Source organism: Mycobacterium tilburgii, from assembly GCF_902168065.1.
GTDB classification, from domain to species: Bacteria; Actinomycetota; Actinomycetes; order Mycobacteriales; family Mycobacteriaceae; genus Mycobacterium; species Mycobacterium tilburgii.
The window spans coordinates 1-21,146 of sequence record NZ_LR655728.1 but is presented as its reverse complement, the minus strand read 5'-3'; the positions used below and the strand labels follow the sequence as shown (position 1 = coordinate 21,146).

16 protein-coding genes and 1 pseudogene are annotated in these 21,146 nt (G+C 57.6%); 4 read left to right on the top strand and 13 right to left on the bottom strand.

All coding sequences use genetic code 11. From position 1 onward, the window contains the following. Both FQ389_RS14105 and FQ389_RS14100 read left to right on the top strand, forming a co-directional pair. Positions 1-557: TylF/MycF/NovP-related O-methyltransferase (locus tag FQ389_RS14105; RefSeq protein WP_144208691.1), on the top strand; the 557-nt coding region annotated here is incomplete at its 5' end. Between the two features lie 151 nt (positions 558-708). Further along, positions 709-1,518 (top strand): TylF/MycF/NovP-related O-methyltransferase, encoded by an 810-nt coding sequence (locus FQ389_RS14100; protein WP_186296439.1) that lies wholly within the window; start codon positions 709-711, stop codon positions 1,516-1,518. On the opposite strand, the gene FQ389_RS14095 is transcribed toward FQ389_RS14100, so the two are convergent. The 3 genes from FQ389_RS14095 to FQ389_RS14085 all read right to left on the bottom strand — a co-directional run bounded on the left by FQ389_RS14095 (position 1,515) and on the right by FQ389_RS14085 (position 4,972). Further along, entirely contained in the window at positions 1,515-2,789 is a 1,275-nt protein-coding gene (locus FQ389_RS14095) for a glycosyltransferase (RefSeq protein ID WP_144208689.1), read from the bottom strand. The genes FQ389_RS14100 and FQ389_RS14095 overlap by 4 nt on opposite strands. 21 nt (positions 2,790-2,810) lie before the next feature. Next, on the bottom strand, positions 2,811-4,067 hold the full coding sequence (locus FQ389_RS14090) for a glycosyltransferase (RefSeq protein ID WP_144208686.1): 1,257 nt from the start codon (positions 4,065-4,067) through the stop codon (positions 2,811-2,813). Positions 4,068-4,204: 137 nt separating this feature from the next. Beyond that, entirely contained in the window at positions 4,205-4,972 is a 768-nt protein-coding gene (locus tag FQ389_RS14085) for a class I SAM-dependent methyltransferase (RefSeq protein WP_260860774.1), read from the bottom strand. A 395-nt stretch (positions 4,973-5,367) separates the two neighbouring features. Here FQ389_RS14085 and FQ389_RS14080 point away from each other — a divergent pair, with 395 nt between their 5' ends. Then, positions 5,368-6,438, top strand: coding sequence for a glycosyltransferase (locus FQ389_RS14080; RefSeq protein ID WP_260860773.1), 1,071 nt, complete (start codon positions 5,368-5,370; stop codon positions 6,436-6,438). On the opposite strand, the gene FQ389_RS14075 is transcribed toward FQ389_RS14080, so the two are convergent. Next, positions 6,425-7,123: a class I SAM-dependent methyltransferase gene (locus tag FQ389_RS14075; protein WP_144208680.1), complete on the bottom strand. Its 699-nt coding sequence runs from the start codon at positions 7,121-7,123 to the stop codon at positions 6,425-6,427. The genes FQ389_RS14080 and FQ389_RS14075 overlap by 14 nt on opposite strands. 361 nt (positions 7,124-7,484) lie before the next feature. Here FQ389_RS14075 and FQ389_RS14070 point away from each other — a divergent pair, with 361 nt between their 5' ends. Beyond that, a complete protein-coding gene (locus FQ389_RS14070) occupies positions 7,485-8,255 on the top strand; it encodes a glycosyltransferase family 2 protein (RefSeq protein ID WP_144208677.1) in 771 nt (256 codons plus the stop codon). Positions 8,256-9,748: 1,493 nt separating this feature from the next. Here FQ389_RS14070 and FQ389_RS14055 read toward each other — a convergent pair. The 9 genes and pseudogenes from FQ389_RS14055 to FQ389_RS14010 all read right to left on the bottom strand — a co-directional run bounded on the left by FQ389_RS14055 (position 9,749) and on the right by FQ389_RS14010 (position 19,583). Then, positions 9,749-10,852 carry a glycosyltransferase family 4 protein gene (locus tag FQ389_RS14055; protein WP_144208674.1) on the bottom strand — a complete coding sequence of 368 codons (1,104 nt, stop codon included), beginning with the start codon at positions 10,850-10,852 and terminating at the stop codon, positions 9,749-9,751. After that, positions 10,849-11,814, bottom strand: a complete 966-nt coding sequence (locus tag FQ389_RS14050) for a GDP-mannose 4,6-dehydratase (protein ID WP_144208670.1) — start codon at positions 11,812-11,814, stop codon at positions 10,849-10,851. Before FQ389_RS14050 ends, FQ389_RS14055 begins: the two co-directional genes overlap by 4 nt. A 61-nt stretch (positions 11,815-11,875) precedes the next feature. Next, on the bottom strand, positions 11,876-12,718 hold the full coding sequence (locus FQ389_RS14045; RefSeq protein ID WP_186296438.1) for a class I SAM-dependent methyltransferase: 843 nt from the start codon (positions 12,716-12,718) through the stop codon (positions 11,876-11,878). A 167-nt stretch (positions 12,719-12,885) separates the two neighbouring features. After that, positions 12,886-13,842 (bottom strand): methyltransferase type 11, encoded by a 957-nt coding sequence (locus tag FQ389_RS14040; protein WP_144208664.1) that lies wholly within the window; start codon positions 13,840-13,842, stop codon positions 12,886-12,888. 788 nt (positions 13,843-14,630) lie between these two features. Beyond that, positions 14,631-14,870: a Gfo/Idh/MocA family oxidoreductase gene (locus tag FQ389_RS22645; protein ID WP_407662895.1), complete on the bottom strand. Its 240-nt coding sequence runs from the start codon at positions 14,868-14,870 to the stop codon at positions 14,631-14,633. Positions 14,871-15,557: 687 nt separating this feature from the next. After that, a pseudogene (locus FQ389_RS22640) lies at positions 15,558-15,668 on the bottom strand (hypothetical protein); the annotation flags it as partial. 352 nt (positions 15,669-16,020) lie between these two features. After that, positions 16,021-16,251, bottom strand: coding sequence for a methyltransferase domain-containing protein (locus FQ389_RS22635; RefSeq protein WP_407662894.1), 231 nt, complete (start codon positions 16,249-16,251; stop codon positions 16,021-16,023). A gap of 1,029 nt (positions 16,252-17,280) precedes the next feature. Continuing rightward, complete coding sequence (locus tag FQ389_RS14015; protein WP_144208655.1) at positions 17,281-18,246, bottom strand: UDP-glucuronic acid decarboxylase family protein; 966 nt, start codon at positions 18,244-18,246, stop codon at positions 17,281-17,283. 14 nt (positions 18,247-18,260) lie between these two features. Further along, a complete protein-coding gene (locus tag FQ389_RS14010; RefSeq protein ID WP_144208652.1) occupies positions 18,261-19,583 on the bottom strand; it encodes a UDP-glucose dehydrogenase family protein in 1,323 nt (440 codons plus the stop codon). Positions 19,584-21,146 lie beyond the last annotated feature (1,563 nt).

Below are 21,146 nucleotides of genomic sequence, written 5' to 3'. Positions count from 1 at the left end.
GTGTGGAGACCGTGCTGGCCGACAACGTGCCGGGCGATCTGGTCGAGTGCGGTGTGTGGCGCGGTGGGGCGTCCATCTTGATGCGCGGAGTGCTGGCGGTCTACGGCGATTGGAAACGGCAAGTCTGGCTGTGTGATTCGTTCGAGGGTGTGCCACCACCCGACACCGTGAATTACAAGGCGGACAAAGGGATTCGGTTGCACCGGCATGCGAGAGTGCTCGGTGTTCCGGAAACTGAGGTGCGGGCGAATTTCGAGCGTTACGGTCTGTTGGACGATCAGGTTCGTTTTCTGCCGGGGTGGTTCAAGGACACGTTGGCCGATGCGCCGATCGAGCAGATCTCGGTGTTGCGGCTCGATGGTGACTTGTACGAGTCGACGATGCAGGCCTTGGATGCGTTGTATCCGCGGTTGTCCTCCGGCGGTTTCTGCATCATCGACGACTACCACGCGCTCAAACCATGCGAGCAGGCCGTGGCCGACTACCGCGAAAAGCACGGTATCACCGCCGAAATCGAGGAAATCGACGGCACCGGTGTGCTGTGGCGCAAGCCCTAGCCATCGCGCACCAGTAATCTCGCGAACCAGTTCCAAAGGGGCACGATTGGCACCCGCCGATCATCTAAAAGCCCTGCCTGAGTACATGTCTTGGTCCTCCGTATCGCCGGACACCCATCCGATGGGCGCAACAACGGTGTGCGTCAGTGCTATGGTTGCCGCCGTGGCAACCGGTCTAGATGCTAAGACTCGCCTGTTGATGTGGTGGGTGCGCACCGAGTATTGGCTTGCGCGCGCCCTGCTGCCTGATGTCTACGCGAGCGACGGGCTGATCAGTTTCCACAACGACGCCTTCCTCGAGGACCCGGCGTTCCAGTGCGCATACCAACGCGGCGCGCGTGCCCTGCCCGACCCGGATTGGTATCAGTGGCAATGGCGGGTGCACATCGGGCTGTGGGCTGCGGAGAATGCTAGCAAGTTGGACGGCGACTTCGTCGAGTGCGGCGTCAGCTACGGATTCTTGAGCAGCGCCATCATGGAGCATCTGGACTGGGATCGGCTCGGCAAGACGTTCTATCTGCTGGACACCTTCGCGGGGATCGATCCGCGTTTTGTCACCGACACCGAGCGCCAATCGGGAGAGGTCGAGCGGAGCCAGTCAAAGCTGCGTAATGGTATGTATGTCAGCGGAGTCGATGGCGTGCGGGCCAATTTCGCGCAGTGGCAAAACCACCGCATCATCGTCGGTGCCGTGCCGGAAACGCTTGATCAGGTCGAGGCCCGCACGGTAGCTTACCTGCACATCGACATGAACTGTGCCCCACCCGAAGTCGCCGCGCTGCGCTACTTCTGGCCGCGACTGACGCCGGGCGCCTTTGTGCTCTTGGACGACTACGCGAACCGGGGACGCGACGAGCAGCGTGCCGCGATGGATGCGCTGGCAGCCGAATTGGGTGTGCCGATCTGTTCGCTGCCCACCGGGCAGGGACTGCTGATCAAGTCAGCGCAAGGATCGCCTTAGCCAGACGGTTTCCGTGTCGCCGCGTCCTCCAGCAGATCGGCGGTGTGGCTGATGCTGTCGGCGGCCGCGGTCATCTGGGTCGCGAGTTCGCGAGCACGAGCGGCGTATGACGGGGCGAGGATCTCCCGCAGATCCGCAACCAGCGTCGCCGGTGTAGTGGCGGAAAAACGGCGGGCAACACCGACTTTCAGTCGCTTTACCTGGGCACCCCAATACGGCTGATCGGCCGAGCTCCACAGGATCAGCGTGGGGATGCCCGCGCGCAGACTCGCGGCCGTGGTGCCCGAACCGCCGTGGTGAACGACCGCCCGGCACGCCGGAAAAATGGCAGCATAGTTCACCGGTTCCACCAGCTTGACATGATGCCGGGGTCGAACCTCAGCGAAGTCCGTGCCGCCGAAGCACACCAAAGCGCGCTCACCCAACTGCGCACAGGTCTGGGCGATTATCGCCACCAGTTCGGTGGGGGATTCGACCGGAATGCTGCCCGAGCTGAAGCAGATCGGTGGTGATCCCGCGGCGATCCACGACATCACATCGTCGTCGGCATCGGTGGCGAGTTCCATCGTCAGCGCACCGACAAAGGGTCGGCGGTCACCCCATTTCGCCCATTCGGCAGTCAGACCCGGATAACACACCGCGTCGTAGCCCTGGATTTCCAGCGATCCGCGATCAGCGATTCGGCGTTGCGACCGCGATGTGGCTTTGGGCAGGCCAAGTTCACGGCGCTGCTCGTCTTCGACCTTTTTCGTCGAGCGCCAAAACAGGCATTCGATCGCCGTCATCGACGACCGGACCAGTGGGGCCGGCAGCGTCGGAACCAGCTGGCCGTTGGCCCGCATCGGAAAGTGATGCAAGGTGGCCAACGCAATGCCGTAATGCTCGGCCACGTTGGCGGCGGCCTGCTCGAAGTTGATGCCGGTGGACAGCAGGTCGGCCCCGTCCGCAAGTGCTAGCAGCGTCTTGTTCACCTGAGCCCAGTGCACGATGATGGGCTCCCATATCTTGCGCACCAGGTTGATCGGTCCGTGGATCGTCCACGCGCTGCGCAGGAAATCCGTCCACATGTTGCGCAGAAAATCCTCGTCCAGGAATTCCTCGATCGGAGGCCCGTAAGGCACCGCCGACAGACCCGCCGCCTCGGCGAAGTCCAGCAGTCCAGGGGGGACGGCCAGGCAGACGCCATGACCTCGCCGTTGAAGTTCGCGGCCAACCGCAGCGGAGGGTTCGATGTCGCCACGCGTTCCATAGCTGGCCAGAACGAATTTCATTGCGCTTAACCTTCCAGTCGTCTAGTTGCTCGTCGCCGGTACGCGGGCGAAATTCTCCAGGAGATCGGCTGTCTTGATGGCACTTTCGGTGGGTATGGTCATCCGTTTAGCGATCTCGCGGGCGCGAGCAACACAGTCTGGTGCCAGTATTTCGCGCAGGTCACTGACCAGGGTTTCCCGGGTGGTTGCCGAAAATGGCCGGGCCGCACCTACTTTCAACCGTTTCACCTGACCCGCCCAGATCCGTTGATCGCCCAGGCTCCAGAGGCTTAGGGTGGGAACCCCGGCACGCAGGCCCGCCGCCGTGGTGCCGGCGCCGCTGTGGTGCACGACCGCACGACAGGCGGGGAATACTTCCGCGTAGTTGACCGGGCCCACCACCTTGACACGGTCGAACTGCGGGACGTCGCTGAAGTCGCTTCGACCGGAGGCAACCAAAGCGCGCTCGCCCAACTGCGCGCAGGCCGCGCCGATCATTTCGATGGTCTCGGCCGGAGAACGCACCGGGGTGCTGCCGAAACCGAAGAAGATCGGCGGTGTGCCGGTGGCGATCCAGGATGCGACCTCCTGGTCGGCTTCCGTCGCCATCTCGATCGTCAGCGTACCGACGAACGGGCGTTGCCTGCCCCACTTCTTCCACTCGGCCGCCAGCCCGGGAAAGCACACCTCGTCGTAGGCCTGGATCTCCAGCGCTCCGCGTGCGCTGATCCGCCGGGGCACCGGACCCCTCGCCTTCGGCAGACCCAGTTCGCGGCGCTGGGCGTCTTCGGCCCGTTTGGTGACGAACCGCTGCGGCCAGTCCAGCGCCCTGACCGCGGCGCGCACCAGCGGCGCCGGCACACCCGGAGCGACCTGGCCGTTGGGTAGCATTGGAAAGTAGTGCATCGTGGCCAGTGGAATGCCGTAGTACTCCGCCACGCTGGCGGGAACCCCGGGAAACCCCGGGCCCGTGACCAGCAGGTCGGCCCCGTCGGCGAGCGACACCAGGGTGGTACTCATATCCTCCCACGACTGCGCCAAAAGTTCCTGGACTTCGCGCCAGGACGCAATCACCTCGTTGACCTTCCAGAACTTGCGCAGGAAATCGACGTCCCAGAACCCTTCCTGCTGGTCAGGTCCGTACGCGACAGCCCGCAGCCCGGCCGATTCGACCAGGCCGACCAGGTTGGGCGGGACGGCCAGGCGAACGTCGTGACCCCTGCGTTGCAGTTCGCGCCCGACCGCGGTGCTCGGCTCGATATCGCCGCGGGTCCCGTAGCTCGCCAGGGCAAACTTCACGACTCTCCTACTCTCCGTTCGGGCGGTCGGCCACAGTGCAAGCCATTGTCTCTGCTCGACCCGTTGCCGGTCGGCCGTTCACGGTGTTTCTCGGGGCGTCCGGGGGTGGGACGTCGGCTACGCGAAACAGGGGCGATTCACCGGTTCTTCAAAACCACGGCGTCCTGATAGTTGCCGATACCGCGTTCCACGTAGTCGATGATCTCAAAGTGTTTCGACCACTCGCAGTAGACGTAGTCTTTGGTGTGGAACGCTGTCTGATAGAAGTCCGGGAAACCGTCCACTTTCAGCTTCCCGTTCGCCCAGTTGAAGAAGAGTATTCCGCGTTCTTTAATCTCGTCGAGATAGGAATCGTCCAGCATTCGAAGGCCTTTTAGGACGTGTTCGCCGTGGACCGTCAAGATCAACGTCGCTCCCGGTCGCGCAACTCGTTGCAGTTCGGCCAGCCACACATTCTGGAAATCCTCGTCCAAGTGCGTGAAGACGGAGATCCCATAAATCAAATCGAAGGAGTTCTTCTCGAATGGCAGGGGCGGCCGGTGGGGGTTGACACTCCAATTGATCCCGTCGAGGTTGCTCCGGCCCCAGGCTACCAACTCAGGATCGATATCCGTGGCGTACAAGGTGTACGGGCGCGGTTCACTGCGGAAATTTTGGATAACCCGCCCGCACCCACAGCCGAAATCCAGAATGTCCTTACAGGAAACAAGGTCTTGGCCGGCGGATTCGGATAGATCGCGGACATTCTGCGCAAGTAGCTTGCCGACCGCCACATACGATTCCTTGTCCAGAGTCCCATGGACCCGCCACCGGATTTTGGCGGGCGGAACAGGCTCTTGCGTTTCGTCCGTATACGCTCGGCGTTCACGAAACGTCACCACGAAAAGCCGGGCCTGAAACAGCACATATGTAGCGGCGTTGAACGCTATGCGTGCCGGTTTGAATTCGATCAGACGCCTGCGAATTCCCACTACACCTCTCCGATCTCGTCCAGCTCGATGGAATCTAGCCCGCGGGTGCCGGCTTCAGGGACTGAAAGTGGTCATATCTCGGCACCCAACCACGGCTACGAGCGAACTGCGGCGCCGGAATCATTTGCTGGGCACCGTTAACCGCGCCGTGCGCGAGTCGCGCCAATCATCTCGGCCATTCAACCACATGGCTCGCGAGGCGATGGGCTATGCACGAGGTGAGTACGCGGAGTCGGTCCCGTCCGTCAGTTCGCAGGCAAACCTGCTGCCATACTTCATGCGGTGCGAGATGACTCGTGACGGCCGCATGTACCGGAAGGAGATTCGCAGTGACCGATGGGACGGCAGCGACTCCGCCGAAAGTGAGCATCGTGGCGACCACGCACAACCAGCAGGGTTACGCTCGCCAGGCTTTCGACAGCTTCCTCGCCCAGCGAACCGACTTCCCGGTGGAAATCATCGTCGCCGACGACGCGTCGACCGACTCCACCGCGTCGGTCATCCGGGAGTACACCGACAGGTACCCGCACCTGTTCAGGCCGATCTTCGGACCTGAGAACGTGGGTCTCAACCGGAACATGACCGGGGCCCTGTCGGCGGCCCGCGGTGAGTACATCGCGCTGTGCGAGGCGGACGACTACTGGACCGACCCGCTCAAACTGAGCAAGCAGATCGCCTTCCTCGATCGGCATCCGGCCGCCACGGTGTGTTTCCACCCGGTGCAGGTGGTCTGGGAAGACGGCTACGCGAAGGACTCGACGTTTCCCCCGCCCCACTTGCGCGGCAACTTGACAGTCGACGCGCTGCTGCTGATGAATTTCATTCAGACGAACTCGGTTGTCTACCGCCGCCTGGACCGCTACGACGACATCCCCGCCGACGTGATGCCGTTGGACTGGTACCTGCATGTCCGGCATGCGGCCCGCGGCGACATCGGAATGCTGCCCGACACCATGTCGGTCTACCGTCGTCATTCAAAGGGTATGTGGCACAACCAAGTTGCGGATCCGCCAAAATTTTGGCTGGCACTGGGTCCGGGGCATGCCGCGACGTTTGACGCGATGCTCGACCTCTTCCCGGACGATCCCGAGCGCGAGAAACTCATCTCCGCGATGGCCGACTGGATCTTACGCCAGATCGCCAATGTTCCCGGTGCTCAGGGGCGCGCGGTGCTGGAAGAAACGATCGCGACATACCCGCGTATGGCGGAATTGGCAATGAAGTATCGCTGGGCGCCGCGTTCGGAGCGACTCCTGCAGTGGTGGCACAGGTTTGCTCTGGTGGCACCCCACCGCAAAGGTCTGGTGGGTGTTTGGCCGTTCAGCCGTACGCATCAGCCGACGCAAAGCAGCGACAACGCCCTTCGGCCGCTCGGAGATCAGGACGCTACTGACGTGTGAAAATGAAGACGTGATTCTCGAAGTTCGGTAGCCGGCCGAATCGGCCGCAGTTCTTCTTGTGCAGCAGAGTGAATCCCAGTTCGGCGACCTTCGTCTCGAGATCCACGTCGGTGATGCCCCACTGCCAGATATGGTGCACATCGCGCCACGGCCGGTTGTGGTCGGGATGAATTTCGTCCAGTTTCCCGAACAAATTCTTGTAGATCTCCTGACGAGGATTGTGCGGGACATTGCGGAAGTACTCGTCTTCGCCCAAGTCCAGTAATCGGACGTTGCTGCCCGGCCCGGTCCACTGCTGGTTGTAGATCACCAGGGCGCGCACGTTCTTGCCGTACATGTCGAGGATCTTGTCCCAGTCGGGGGCCACCTGGTGCAACAACACGTCGAAGAGCAACACCGCGTCGACGTTGCCCACTTGGTCGGCAATCGCGGGGTCACCGAAGTTGCCCTTGATCAGGCGAAGTTGCGGATACGACTTGGCTTTGTTTATGGCCTTTTCGGTCGGATGCGTATCGACCAGTGCGGCGTCTTTGATTTTGTGCTTGTCGAGGGCGTGGAAGGTATAGCCGCCTTCCACTCGCCAGACGCCGCCGAGGTCCGCGAACGACTCAATGTCCAGAGATGTGAATGCTTGATCGATGATGTCGACTTTGTCTTGCAGAATCTTCCGAAAGAGACCAAACATCGTGACCTCCAACACCTCCTGATCGCGCGCTTAGCCAGCCGATGGCACAAGGCGCTTCTTTGTGGGATCAGGTGCTCGCGATCCGACCCACGCTATCACCCTACAGGTCGGCCGGCCAGCCCAGGCACGGGCGTTTGGTTCGCCGTGGTCACAGAGCCGATGCGCCGTTTCAGCAACCGGATGATTTCACGTCGACCACGGTTTAATGTGATCGATACCGGAATCAGCAGGGCTTCCCGCCGAGGGTATGGGGGACGCGCGGGGTGGGCCGATGCACCGGTGCGGGAAGGTTTCGCAGGCACGCGGAGGTCGGGATCATGTTGTCGCGTCGAGCAGCGAAACCTGCGCGAGAGGGAGACCCGTGACATCAGCTCCCACCGTGTCGGTGATAACGATTACCCTCAAGGACCTCGACGGGCTGAAACGCACCGTGGACAGCGTGCGAGCCCAGCGCTACTCGGGGCGCATCGAGCACATCGTCATCGACGGAGGATCCGGCGATGAGGTCGTTGAGTACCTGTCCGGCGTGGAACCGGCCTTTGCCCACTGGCAGTCCGAGCCGGATAGCGGACGCTATGACGCGATGAATCAAGGCATCGCCCGGGCGTCGGGAGATCTGTTGTGGTTCATGCACTCCAGCGATTGCTTCTCCGACCCCGATGCGTTGGCTGACGCGGTTGACGCGATCTCACGGCACGGGTCCGCCCGCGAGGTCTGGGGCTACGGGATGGACAATCTCGTCGGTCTAGGGCGGGTGCGCAGCCCGATGCCTTTCAGTCTGCGCAAGTTCCTCGCCGGTTGGCAGGTGATCCCGCATCAAGCCTCGTTTTACGGGTCATCGGTCATCAAGCAGTTGGGCGGCTACGACCTCGACTTCGGGATCGCCGCCGACCAGGAATTCATCCTCCGTGCCGCCTTGCTGCGCGCGCCGGTGACGCTCCGGCGCGTGCTGTGTGATTTCGACACCAACGGAGTCGGCACGAATCGCGCACCCAATGAGGTCTTCGACGATCTCCGTCGCATGTGGGACATGCATGGCCGCTACCCGCTGGGCGGGCGCCGACTGTCGCGTTCCTATCTGCGCGTGTGTGAATACTACTTCACGGCTTTGGCTTTCGTCTTCCGACGGTAAGCAACGCGTCCGGCGGTGAGCAACGCGGGGTTGGCTACGCCCGCCTGAGCCAGAACGAGCCGTGCTCGCGGGATTCGAGTTGGGCCCGCAAACACTGGGAAGACCGCGGTTAATTCGTTCGGGTAGTGGTGCTTCAAAAAGTTCAGCACCCCAATCTATTGTGAACTCTAAATTATAGCACTGGAACGCCTCGAGCAGATACTGCTCGTTCCAGAAGCAGACTGACTGTACCCACTCGTACAGGTCGTCCTTCGGGCTGAAGATGTCGTGAATGTGAATCAGCACACCGGATTGAGGATCGGGAGGATCTCAAAGCGCTCAAACAGGACGTCGCCCTGTGGCCGGATCATGTGCGAACCAATCGACTTCGCATGGTTTGATGCAGAACGCGGCCACACCGGTAGCCGGACCTTCCCCGCATTTGGTCTGCAGGGCGTGTCCGTGTTTAGCCTTGCCCCGATTCCGCAAGGCGCGAGACGCCAGGCGGACCAGCTGTTGCTCGTAGGTGTACCACGTTCATACACGGGGAGTGAGCCTTGCGGGATTTGGCCAGTTCCCTCGTCTCGTAGCGCGCCTCACTGGCACCTTGAGCAGGGCTGCGTATTTGTTTGCCTCCTTTTGGAACCCTTCGCCCGATCAGCCCGGATTTTTGCCTCGAGCTTGTCTCTGTCAGAGCTCGCGAGAAGAATCGCCGGATGGGTAAGAGGCAGGTCCAATTCTTTGCTGGCTAGCGACGCATGCGAAGAGTACACAGGGTCCCATTTCGTATGGGGGGGGGGGCCTCATCGTGGAAGCCAATATTTCGTACCAAGTTTCGGGCTGGCGCGATGCTGAGACCCGAGTTGGCCCACATGCTGTAGGTCCACTGGTAGGGCCCAACTGTCGATCTTGCCCTCGTAAAGATATTGCAAGACTGGACTCCCAGTAGTAGCCGGTCGAGAGTCGTAGCGAAATAGCGGTCGAAGAGGTGTCTGTCTTTAAATATCCGGCCAATGGGCCATCTCGGGGTCGAATTTCGTCCAGATTCGCCTCCAGGTGGCCCAGCCCCAAACGTGCGCATGCCGCGAAAAGTAATAGTTATGCTCCACCGGATTCTGATCAAAGAAGAAGTTGTTGCCCGAGATCATCATGACGCGGTCATCAGCCCCGTAGCTGAGAAGGTCTTCGCAGTAGACGAAAAATGAGGCGGACGGGATGCAGTTCGTCCTCAAGTATTATTGCCTTGTCGACGAGGCCGAAGGCCCAGGTGAGGCCTGAGGAGGTCCGACGCTGGCAGCCCAAATTGGTTTCCGAGAAGTTCCTCAGGACTTCGCAGTCCCAGTCAACCTCGTCGAGGATCGAACGTGTGGCTGTAGCAGACATTTGCTCTCGACCCATCAGGCTTCTACCTCTGATGAGGCGTTACCACGTCCACTATCGTCTTAAACGATGTGTAATCTGAGGACCGGAAGGGGTCTGCTGTTGGCCGCTTCCCGCGTTGACAACCCAAGTCCTCAAACGATTTGTCGGTAGATATCTGCCGTCGCGGCCGCGCACTTATCCCAGGAGAACGTGTCGACGCGGTGGTAGCCGCGTGTGCGTAGATCTGCCCGCAATTCCTCCGACGTCACTACGCGTTCCAGAGTTCCACGCAGATCCTCGGGATCTGAGGGGTTGAAATACAACCCGGCGTCCCCGACCACCTCTGGAATCGAACCCTCGGTACTACATACCACCGGACAGCCATAGCTCATGGCCTCGAGCGGGGGAAGTCCGAAGCCCTCGTATCGAGAGGGGCAGACGAACGCGGCAGCTGCTCGGTAACGTGCGGCCAACGCCTGATCGGATCCCGTCTCGAAGTGGACCAGATCAGCAACTCCCCATCGCCGAATCTCTTCCCGCTCGTCGGGCAGGGGTGCGTGCCCGCCAAACGCAATAAGTTCGAATTCGCGCAAAATCGGTGAGTCGGCATAAGCCTGCAATAGGAGCTTGAAGTTCTTGTAGCCTTGGCGATTTCCAACATATAGGAGCGAGGGCTTGCTGTTACCGGTATGCTCGACCTCGACGTCTGCCGTTCGGCTTATTGAGTGACCCAGATAGACAACGCTCGTTCGTTCTGGATCAACGCCGAACAGACGGACGAGGTCGCGCTGCGTATTTTCCGAAATGCAGATCACATGGTCGGCGCGATCGACCGCCGCACGTTTGGCGGCGGTTACGTGCATGGCGTCGGGGAACTCGTCGGCAAATATCTCGTGGATCATGTCGTAGACCGTCACGACGCGGCGGCGGCCCCTGCCGACAGGCTTGGGCGTGAAGTAGGTTTCGTGGATAATGTCCGGGTTGGTTTTCCGCCAGGCCAGCGGTGCCGCCAACTGATCCAGTAGGGGAACTATAGGAGTTCCTGCGATCGCGTACGGCAGCGCGCTCACGTATCTACCGTTTGTCAGCGGACGCGCGGATTCACCCTTGAGGTAGTTGTTGACGTGCAACGGGGCTACGACGCGCACTTCCGACACGCCATAGGAGGGCAGTCGGGTAGCAAGTTCGAAGAAATACCGCGAAACGCCTCCATATCGCTGGAAAGAGAAGACCTGGTGATCGAAGGCGACTTTCATACGCGGCGCACCCGGTCCCGCTCGGCTTCGACCATCGCCTTAACGACGTCGCTCATGCGGTACGTTGCTGTCCAGCCGAGAACTTCCCGCGCCCTCGAGGCGTCTCCGCAACCTTCGTCGAGATCCGAAGGGCGCCGTAGCTCCTCTGAAAGGTCTGTGTGCTGTTGCCAGTCGAGCCCTACGTGGCTAAATGCAGCCTGCGCGAACTCTTGGAGGGTGTGGCTCTCGCCCGTCGCAATCACAAAGTCGGAGCCAGTGGGCTGCTGAAGCATCCGCCACATTGCGTCGACGTATTCGGGCGCCCATCCCCAATCGCGCTTTATGTGAATGTTCCCGAGCGTCAGCCGTGATTGCTCGCCTGTGGCGATTCGAATTGCAGCTGCCACAATTTTCATGGTGACGAAACGCTCTGGACGCAAAGGGGATTCATGATTGAACAATATCCCTGTGCTGGCATGTAGACCATACGTGGCCCTGTAGTTCGCAACCAGCCAATGTGCTGTGCTCTTTGCCACGGCGTATGGGCTGCGTGGTCGGAAGGGGGTCTCTTCGTTGGCGGCACGGCCTTGGGTGTCTCCGAAACATTCGCTTGAGCCAGCACTGTAGAAGCGGATTGGGACGTCCAAAAAGCGTATTGCTTCGAGCAAATTCACCGTGCCCAGAGCGATGCTTTCAAGCGTTTCGACCGGCTGCTCGAACGAGAGACCGACCGAGCTTTGTCCGGCCAGGTTGTAGATCTCCTGGGGATCAGTCCTTCGAAGCACATTGACTACGCTGCGAAAATCATTAGCTGACATCGATTCCAGGTGCACGCGATCGCGGATTCCAAGACGCACCAAATTCCCAAAGCGGCCGATCTGCGCGTCGCGTGAAGTGCCGAATACCTCGTAGCCCCTGTCGAGTAGCAGACGCGCAAGGTAGGCGCCGTCTTGGCCCGAAATGCCGCAGATGAGCGCTCTCATCCCGCCTTCTCTATTATCTGTTCGACGTCCGGTCTATGAGCGGGACGTCGTATGGGATGTTCTACTCCCCACTGGTCTGTATCAGCCTCTCATGGTCAGCCATAGTCCGGGATCCGAGGGCCCGGCGTGGCAATCCATTGAGAAGACTCACCGCACTCGGCGAGGTCAGCAGGCGGAACGCAAGTGGGTTCAGTTTTGCTCGCGTCCAGACGTGTAGCATTCCGGAGCTGTAGAAGCGCAAGCCGAATCGATTTCCAATAAGCTCCAGCGTCGATCGTTGAAAGAAAGTTATGTGCTGCCCGGTGGGGAAAGCGTAATACCACCATTCGTCGGGGGCCGGCGGTTCGCCGGCGAAGAGCTCGGTTGTAAAAATGATTGTGTCAGTACCAGTGTTCTCTAGTAGCTCGGCAACGAATCCGACGGGGTCGGGCAAGTGCTCCATTACTTCGAACGCGGTGACTGCCGTGTACGGTTCCGTTGGGACCGCATCTGACTCGAAGCCTCGCGCGGTTAGGTTGGAGCAGTATTTGTCAGTCCAATAATAGTCAAAGCCAGCGTCCCGCATCAAGCGGGTGAAAATGCCGTAGCCTCCAGCCGCGTCCAGAAAGCGCCCCCGGCGATCGAACAGGAAATACAGCACCACCGACGTGACGCGAGCAAGGTATAGATTCCGCCAAAGAACACCGGTGTCGGCCGCCGCCACAGGACTTGAGTACGCCTCATCTAGCCAGTAAGGCTCTTCTGACTGCAGCCCACCGCACTTTGCGCAGAAGTAAAAGTCGCAATCATATTTGTTCAGCACCTTGTGGGTGAACGCCAGCGTGCTGCTGGAATTGCAGATACGGCACCGCAAGTCATCAAATCCTTTCAAAGCGTTACCCGCGACCTCGACGGCGACGGACACCCACGCCAGCTCCGTAGCGATGATGAGTTCGAGGGAATGTCTACGTGGTACTGCGCGTCGACTCCCACCATCGGTTGACCTCCTAGACCGCGAAGGTTACCTAGTCACCCTCCTAAAGCAAGACGCGAGCGTTGTGAACATCGCCCGGAAGTTTTGAGCAGGCCGCGTTAGCTAACCTGGCTACGTCGCGCACGCGCAGCCCCTCCGGCGAGGAACCTGGCGAAATAAGCCGCGTACCTCGTCAACGGATACCCGAGCGCGTTTGACCCAGCAACCCGCAGCCTCGACTCGAGCGCGTCTTTGTCACTGCTTGCCAGGACGGTTGGGGGGTGGCTGAGGGGAAAGTCCAGGTCCTCGGCCCGCAGCGAAGAGTAGACAGTGTCGCCTGTCGTATGCGTCGCTGCTGAATGAAAGCCGATGTTCTGCACAAGATTTCGGGCAGGAGCAATGCTGAGGCCCGAGTTCGCCCAGATCGTATAGACCCACTGGTAATCCCAAGTATCGATGTTGCCGTCGTAAACGCTCTGAAAGAGAGACTTCCAGTAGGAACGCTCGCTCGCCGTGGGAAGATACTGGTCAAAGAGCTTTCGGCGTCTGATCTCGGGCCAGTTGGTCATGTTGAGATCGTATTTCGACCATGCTCGCCTCCATGTCGCCCAGCCCCACCCGTGCGGATGCCTGGAGAAGTAGTAGCTAGTGGCGGAAGGAGCGTGTCCGAACAGAAAGTTGTTCCCCGAGACCATCATGATCCGCTCGTCATTTTCATACCGATCGAGGAGATCAGCGCAATACGTGAAGAATGACGCGGATGGCACGGTGTCGTCTTCGAGGAGTATCGCCTTATCGACGAGATCGAACGCCCAGGTGATCCCGGAGGAAACGCGTAGGCGGCAACCCAGATTTGTTGGTGCAAAGTTCCTTTGGACGTCGCAGTCCCAGTCGACTTCATCGATGATCGCTCGTGTCGCGGCACACAGGTCAGGCTCTCCGGGCCGATCCGCGCGAGGGCCATCGGCGATCACAAGGAGTTGATCCGGCTTAGCGGCCCTGATCGTCCGAAATACCTCATACGTGGTGTCCGGGCGGTTGAAGATCGTAAAAATGATCGGGATGTTCGTTGCCACTGTACCATTGTTGCAGGGTTTCCCCGGTGTGTCAGCGAAATGCAGATGATCCACGAAGAGTGTGGTGCGGGTTGTCTCCCACTGTCCGAAGTGTGAGAGTAATCCGCGACTGAGAGTAAGCTAGTCGCGACCCGTAGTGGTTCTGCACGCATTTCCTACCAACACTCTAACTGTGACTCTAATTTCGCACAACGAGAGCGACGAGGTGTTAGTCAGTCACAATCGGAAATCATCGATCTCGACCAACCGACCAGCATTTCTGCAGATTCTTCGGCCGCTGCAATCGCGCGCACGATCGCAACATCGGATTCAAGCTGGCGCGGATCCAGGTTTCTCCCGCGCAGTACGTGTATGGACGCACGAATTTCGCGCGTCAGCGGGCGTTCTGAACCAAGGTGGGGTATGATGTGCCTGCGTAACTGCAGAGTACGAGTTTTCGTTCAGCGATATCGTTGAAAGTGAGAGAACTGTTTTCGTCCACAACGGTCATGCTATGACTCTTTGAGTGACCAGATCCAACTCGCATTCGCGATCAGCGGTATCCCCTTGATCACAAAATTAGCTACTGCCGCTTTCGACTCCGAGTCTTCGCCGATACACCACAATTGCACTGAATTAGGTTCCCCGTCAATCAGCGCACGGCTCATCGAGAGCGCGTAAAGGAGCCACTCCCATAATACCGACGAATCAGCACGCTGATAATTGTTAATTCCCTCCCAAAACACCGCTTGCACAGGCTCAATTTCGGAAAGAAGACTTTTGGTGGCCTCGAACGCTGGATTATGCAGTTAAATGTGCCCTACAATAACGGGCGCACCCGAACGTGACCCAGCTTCACGGATACGGATAGCATCGGCCTGTGATGTGGCCATCGGCTTTTCAATAAATTTCGGTATGCCAAATCTTATAAACGGAAATGCAACCTGGGCGTGGGTTATAGAATGTGTCGCGATGAGGACCCTAGCAGGCCCCTTACGCAGAATGAAATCAAGGTCCTTGGATTCGTCGATTAGCTCAATGTCACTCATGGCCATGAGCGTACGAACAATGATCTCCCCCCATTTACCGCGGCCGATAACAGCGATTCGCATACAGTCTTCCGATAAGCGTCCTGGTCTTTCGCCCAGATAATTTGTCAGTCCCTCTTGAATATCGACTTGTGGTTGGTAGTTCAATTACACCTGGGCCTTAGACAGGTCAGGGCAGCGACGCTGAGGCTCGCCCGCTGGGTAGGAATTGGGATAGTCGATGTGCTGAAAGGCTGAGGCTGGAACAAGATTTCCGTATAATTCAGCTAGGCTGAGCGTGGAGATTTCGTTGGTCGTATTACTAATATTATAGGGTTCGCCGCGCCGCCCATTGAGAAGCACCTTTAAAATCTCCAAGTGATCGCATCCGTCGTGTAGCAAAATGTACGTGTTTGCAATCCGTCCCATGTAGTGTCATCGGCTCTTCTAAGATTGTGTCGTTAAGCCGCTTGAATACACGGAGAAAGTGCTTGCCAAGGAAGCCTGTCCCGCCACTCAAAAGTACCGTTCGTCCGGAAAGCAGATGAGCGTCATCGCCGAGCCCCTTGACAATCGCCTCTGTATAGCGGTGAATGATGAAATGTTTGGGTATGCGAGAGACCTTCTTAGTTATTTTAGTTCTGACGGTGGGATGGGTTTTATATAGCGGTATTCTCCACCGGTTTTCTTCTTGATGTCGTCTAAGTATTAATATGCAAAGAGGACAAGTACGTCAGGTCTATCCTCGTCTAAGAAGCTTCTCAGGACAATTGGTATGTGTGTACCCGGAGTGAACTTGTTTTGTTTTAACGGGCTGTCATCGACGGTGAACTAAATTTCGCCAGGTCCACTGTAACCGTAATTGTATATCGTTTTTACTCGCGCTGGAAAACCATAATCGGCAATTCGCAGACCGGCTTTCCGGTATTTAGCTACCTAATTTTTGAAAGCCGAAATCTGAACGTCCACATTCATCTGAAACTCGTGTAAGGTTGTCAATGTCAGCTCTTTTCTTCGCGCGCGAGGAATGCGGAGCGTGTCTTCAGAGGTAGTGGATTGCCTGCCCGCTCGCTACACTTTCACCTGTAGGGATCCGCCGTGCGGTGTAATTTCGCTGGCGTCGGAGATCGGCATGCTATGCGCGGCAAATAGTTTTTACGATGGACGTGAGCTAATAATAGAAGACTCGATCTAAATAGAAGTGCTCAAATTGCAACGTCGCTTGAATCGTTCCGATGTATTCAACCTCGATGATAAATGTGTTATTTTCCGTTAACAATCGCTTGACAGCTTCAATAAATTTACCAGGATTCTCAAGATGAGTAAAGATACTACTGGCCACTATTACGTCTGCTTCTCCGTAGGACGCTTTAATCTTCTCGGCGGCCTGAACGTTAAAGATGGTTGTAACTGTCTCAAGGCCGTGATAATTAGCGATTTTTGATACGTTGAGCTAAGGTTCCACGCCGAGTGCCTTCGCCCCCGTTGCTGAAGAGGTTTCAGGAGGATGCGATCGTTAGATCCGACATCGACGACAAAGCGCACTGATGCCAGCTGTTGGTCCCGACTTTCGAAGTGCTCGACCAGTCCGCGGTTTACTGAGTATAAGTGGTGGTGGTAGTAGTAGTAGTTGAACATCCTCTCCCGCGAAATGATGGTGCCAAGTTGCACGTTTTTAAAAGTTAGGCAAAAAATACTTTAAGTGGTAAAATTATTTGTTGGAATAATCTGCGTCCGTAGGATATTTGTTCGCAAGCGATTGCCTTCCGATATTTAGAAACTCGACTGCGCCGGGGTCACCGCACAATCGACATTTGATAGTGGTGGTCAGCGGCGCGGGCATACGAGGCCCTGCTCCCATCAGGTGTAGAGATTTGAAGGCATTGTGTCGACCGATCGGATTCCGGTCACATGTACTGGCACGCGTTGGTCCTCCAGATACGGCACTGTACATCCGATTCCTGCTTACTTCGCCGACGACAGCAGCAAGCCCCTAAGCAGGATAACCAGAACGTGTGGTTTGTTACGGCTGTTCGGCACAACGTGCAAGACAACTTTCAAAAATTCGCCTAGGTGCGGCTTAGGTGTGGATAGGCGAATGAGCAGCGCTGCAGGCTGTCCGGATCTGGACTCGTTCGTCTTGGCGGGTTGAGGCCTGAGCGTCCTCGAGTCTGACTTTCTGGCGCAGCCTAAGAGGATCTTCTCCCGATAGAGGCTGGAGCACCTTAGCCGTTGCATTGCAAGTCTGTGGGCAAATCGGTTTGAAAGGCGTATGTGGCGTATTCGATTTCTGTGATTCTCTGATGAGCGTGTCGTAGCCCCCTGATCGAGCGACAGGGGGTAACGAGGATTCGTGGCAATCCTTGCGCTGCTGTTCCGGATAGCCCGCTCGAATGTTCCTGCGTCTGGCCGATATTCTAAATGCCCATGATCACGAGTTCTTGGGGGAGCTTCTCAGAATCTTGTCTTCGAAATATTCAATTGTCCGCGCGATACCTGATTCGAGGGGGATCTCAGGACGCCAGCCGAGTGCGGACTCGGCGAGTGTAATGTCCGGCTTGCGTTTTTGTGGGTCGTCAGACGGTAAGGACTTGTAGACAATCGCCGAGGGTGAATTAGTGATCTCCTTGATCACCCTGGCGGTCTCCAAGACGGTGAGCTCCGTGGCGTTGCCAAGGTTGACGGGCCCGGTGAGCGACGGGTCGCTGGTAGCCATTCTCACGAGCCCATCGACGAGATCGTCGACGTAGCAAAATGATCGAGTCTGACTGCCGTCTCCAAAGACGGTGATCGGTTCGCCCCGCAGGGCTTGTGCGATGAACGTTGAGATGATTCGGCCGTCTCCCTGATCCATCCTCGGACCATACGTGTTGAAAATGCGGACGACCTTTATTTGGAGCTTGTATCGACGCGCGTATTCGAGCATCAACGTCTCGGCAATTCGTTTGCCTTCGTCGTAGCAGCTCCGCGTGCCAAAGCAGTTGACGTTACCTCGATAGCTCTCGACCTGGGGATGAATTTCGGGATCGCCATACACTTCGCTGGTCGACGATTGAAGTATTGTCGCGCTATTCTCCCGCGCCAGTTCCAGAAGGTTTCTTGTTCCGATGTAATTGGTGTCGAGGGTATACAGCGGGTCCCGCTGATAGGTCAACGGCGACGCCGGACATGCCATGTTGTATATGACATCCACGGGGCCGGCCGCCTTGACATCTATCACCCGAGTGATGTCGTGCTCGAAAAAGCTGAACCCAAGATCGCCTTCTAGGTGCGTGATGTTCTCCCGATTCCCCGTGAAGAAGTTGTCGATCCCAAGGACTTCGGTACCTTCGCGACGAAGGCGATCGCATAGGTGGGAGCCTAGGAACCCAGCGGCACCTGCGACGAGGGCTCTCACGTGGTGTCCTCCCCCTAGTTCCTGCCCATGCCGTAGTACTCGAAGCCCTCGGCCCGTAGGCGCTTTGGATCATAGATGTTTCGACCGTCGAAGACGACACGGCCACGCATGACCGATTTGACGCGCTGCCAAGACGGCCGATGGAAGTGCTTCCACTCGGTCACTAAAAGTAGGGCGTCGGCGTCCTCGACGGCCTCGTACATATTGGTTGCATATTCGATTGAGTCTCCAAGCGCGTTCTTCGCCTGGTTCGCCGCTTCCGGATCGAAAGCTCTAACACTCGCCCCGAGCTCTACCAATCTCTTGGCGATGACCAAAGATGGGGCCTCGCGCATGTCGTCCGTTTGCGGCTTAAAGCTCAGGCCCCACAGACCGATGCGTAGCCGGGAAAGATCATCGCTACAATTCGCGGACTTGCGGCCGAAGTGGCTGACAATCTTTGACACCAGGGCAGCCTTCTGTTCGCAGTTGACGTGCTCGACCGCACGCAGGAGCCGCATATCTGAGCCCAGATCGGCGGCAGTATGTATTAGGGCCTGAACATCTTTGGGCAAACACGACCCGCCATAACCAACGCCAGGAAACAGAAATTCGTAGCCGATGCGGGCGTCCGCACCGATAGCTTCTCGAACCGCCGATATATCAGCTCCAGTCTTCTCGCATAGATTGGAGATTTCATTTATAAATGAAATCTTGGTCGCGAGGAAACAGTTGGCGGCGTATTTTGCCATCTCAGCACTTCGGATATCCAAAGTGATCAGCGGGTGGAAAGTGCGCAAAAATGGCTCATAGAGTTCGCGCATGATGTCGAGAGCGCGTTTTGAGTCGCTCCCGACTACAACACGGTCGGGCTTGACGAAGTCGGTGATCGCCGTACCTTCTTTTAGAAACTCTGGGTTTGAGACGATGTCAAAGGCATGCCTTGTCTTCTTGCGTATTATCGCGCGAACCTCATCGGCAGTACCGACTGGGACAGTCGACTTGTCGACTACGACCTGGTAGTGGTCCATGTACGAGCCGATGTCTTCTGCTACGGAGTAGACATGGGCGAGATTAGGTTCGCCACTCTCGCTCATGGGTGTCGCGACAGCGATGAATATCACGTCTCCGTGTTCTACCGCACGCCGCATATCAATTGTGAAATCGAGGGTCCCGTTTTCTCGGTTCCTCGATATAAGCTCGGCCAGGCCGGGTTCGTAAATCGGTACCCCGCCCGCAAGTAGTAGCTCGATTTTGTCGTGGTCGACATCGACGCAGACGACGTCGTTGCCGCTGTCCGCTAGGCAGGCTCCCGTGACCAGACCAACATAACCGCATCCGATAACCGAGATCTTCAAAAGGAACCCTTCATTGCACTTTCGATCCAGTGGCCACGGGCGCCTGCGCCAGCCTACGAGCAACCGCTTCCGCGCCGTTTAGCTAACAAGTCATTTTCGCGATACTTTACTGTTGAGGCCAGTTAGTTTGCGGGTCGCGGTGACAGCTGGTTCAGATGGCGTAATGGGTCGCTGCCCAAGTCTTTAACGCCGCAGCGTGTTTGGCCGTTGTTCGGCTTTCCGGAATGTTGGACAAGGGTGACAGCGGAGTTTGCGATCGAAGCTGCCCGCAGCGACCGCTGGCCTCGCACATCTCGCCCCGTGGCTCGACCCGAAGCTGCCAGTGCGGGGTGTAGAGTACGATACGTCGCTGTCCCACTCATCCATACGGAATGTTAGGACAACTTAGTCCGGTCATCGGCAGCCCCTCGCGGAGCCTGCTACGGCTGCTAAAAACATTGGAGTCGTTCAAGCGAGGCCAAATCAAACCTCCAGGTCGTGAAAGTCGCGTGGGAGTAATCGTTTGCTCTTGAGTAATTCGGAAAATCCGAGGTCATATGTATGGGCACATATTAAGTTGACGGAATTTTGACTTGTAACAACTCGGAGCGCTATAAATTTGCTGCCCATGGCTGGTAAGCGCCTGAGGCTGAGCCATGGAACAGGATGGGCGGCTCGGTGTGAATGCGCATAATATTAACGACATTTTCTCCGACGGCTGCCATAGCATGGTGGTCCAGTCCACACTTTTCAAAGCACCACAAATTGAGAATTTAGCACCTATCTCAGCCTCCTGCGACATCAATATAGAATACCTTATCGTTGTGTCGGTCTCTGTTGAGCCAGGTGGTTAAAAATAACCAAGCTTAACAATGGACTCTTCGCGAAATACGGTATCGCTCTCCATAACAATCGCCAAATTACCATCCTCGAAAATTAGCCGCCAGAATTCAGCGTGGCCAGTCATCACATCTTGCTCAATGGTTATCGGTCGTTGATATGGATCATCTGCATAAACATCTTTAGACCGATTTTTATATTTGTTGTTCGTTTATTAGGCACGGGCGTGCTTCGTTGCATTTTCCGAGAATAGCCGAGCCGCGTCTTTCGCCCTTCGCAGTCGGTTGCTCATGTTGTTCAGGACCAGATTCTGCTTCTGCACTACGCTCCTCGGGTCCGATTAGCGCCAGTGTGCACGATCCTACAGCCTTCACGAGACCTTCAGCGCGAGGAAGCAGATAGTCTAGCTGCTCGGCTTCCTCGTTGTGGATGATAAAAATGTTCATAGGATCGGCTTCCTCCCTCGCATGCGAACAACAGTGCCGTCGGGAGTGTGCTGTGTGTTGGTGACTGGCGCGAGGCTGGGAAACAACCGGGCATGGTAGCTCTGCCGGAATTCGGATGGCGCCCTAATGACACTTCCAACCACCTTCGAAGCATCACGCCGCGCACCGGTCGGGTCTGTTGCACGGATGGGTGACAACCGAGATCGCTTGCCCAGGGTGGGCGGGCTGGAAGGATGTCACCATGGCAAGCCCTATCCCAAGGAGTTGTGCGACGACGTTGTGCGGGTAGCCCGCAACC

Excerpts from the sequence above, each read along its gene's own strand:
- FQ389_RS14100 (WP_186296439.1), top strand. The coding sequence starts at position 709 with ATGGTTGCCGCCGTGGCAACCGGTCTAGATGCTAAGACTCGCCTGTTG.
- FQ389_RS14095 (WP_144208689.1), bottom strand. The coding sequence starts at position 2,789 with ATGAAATTCGTTCTGGCCAGCTATGGAACGCGTGGCGACATCGAACCC.
- FQ389_RS14075 (WP_144208680.1), bottom strand. The coding sequence starts at position 7,123 with ATGTTTGGTCTCTTTCGGAAGATTCTGCAAGACAAAGTCGACATCATC.
- FQ389_RS14055 (WP_144208674.1), bottom strand. The coding sequence starts at position 10,852 with ATGAAAGTCGCCTTCGATCACCAGGTCTTCTCTTTCCAGCGATATGGA.
- FQ389_RS14050 (WP_144208670.1), bottom strand. The coding sequence starts at position 11,814 with ATGAGAGCGCTCATCTGCGGCATTTCGGGCCAAGACGGCGCCTACCTT.
- FQ389_RS22645 (WP_407662895.1), bottom strand. The coding sequence starts at position 14,870 with ATGAGTGACATTGAGCTAATCGACGAATCCAAGGACCTTGATTTCATT.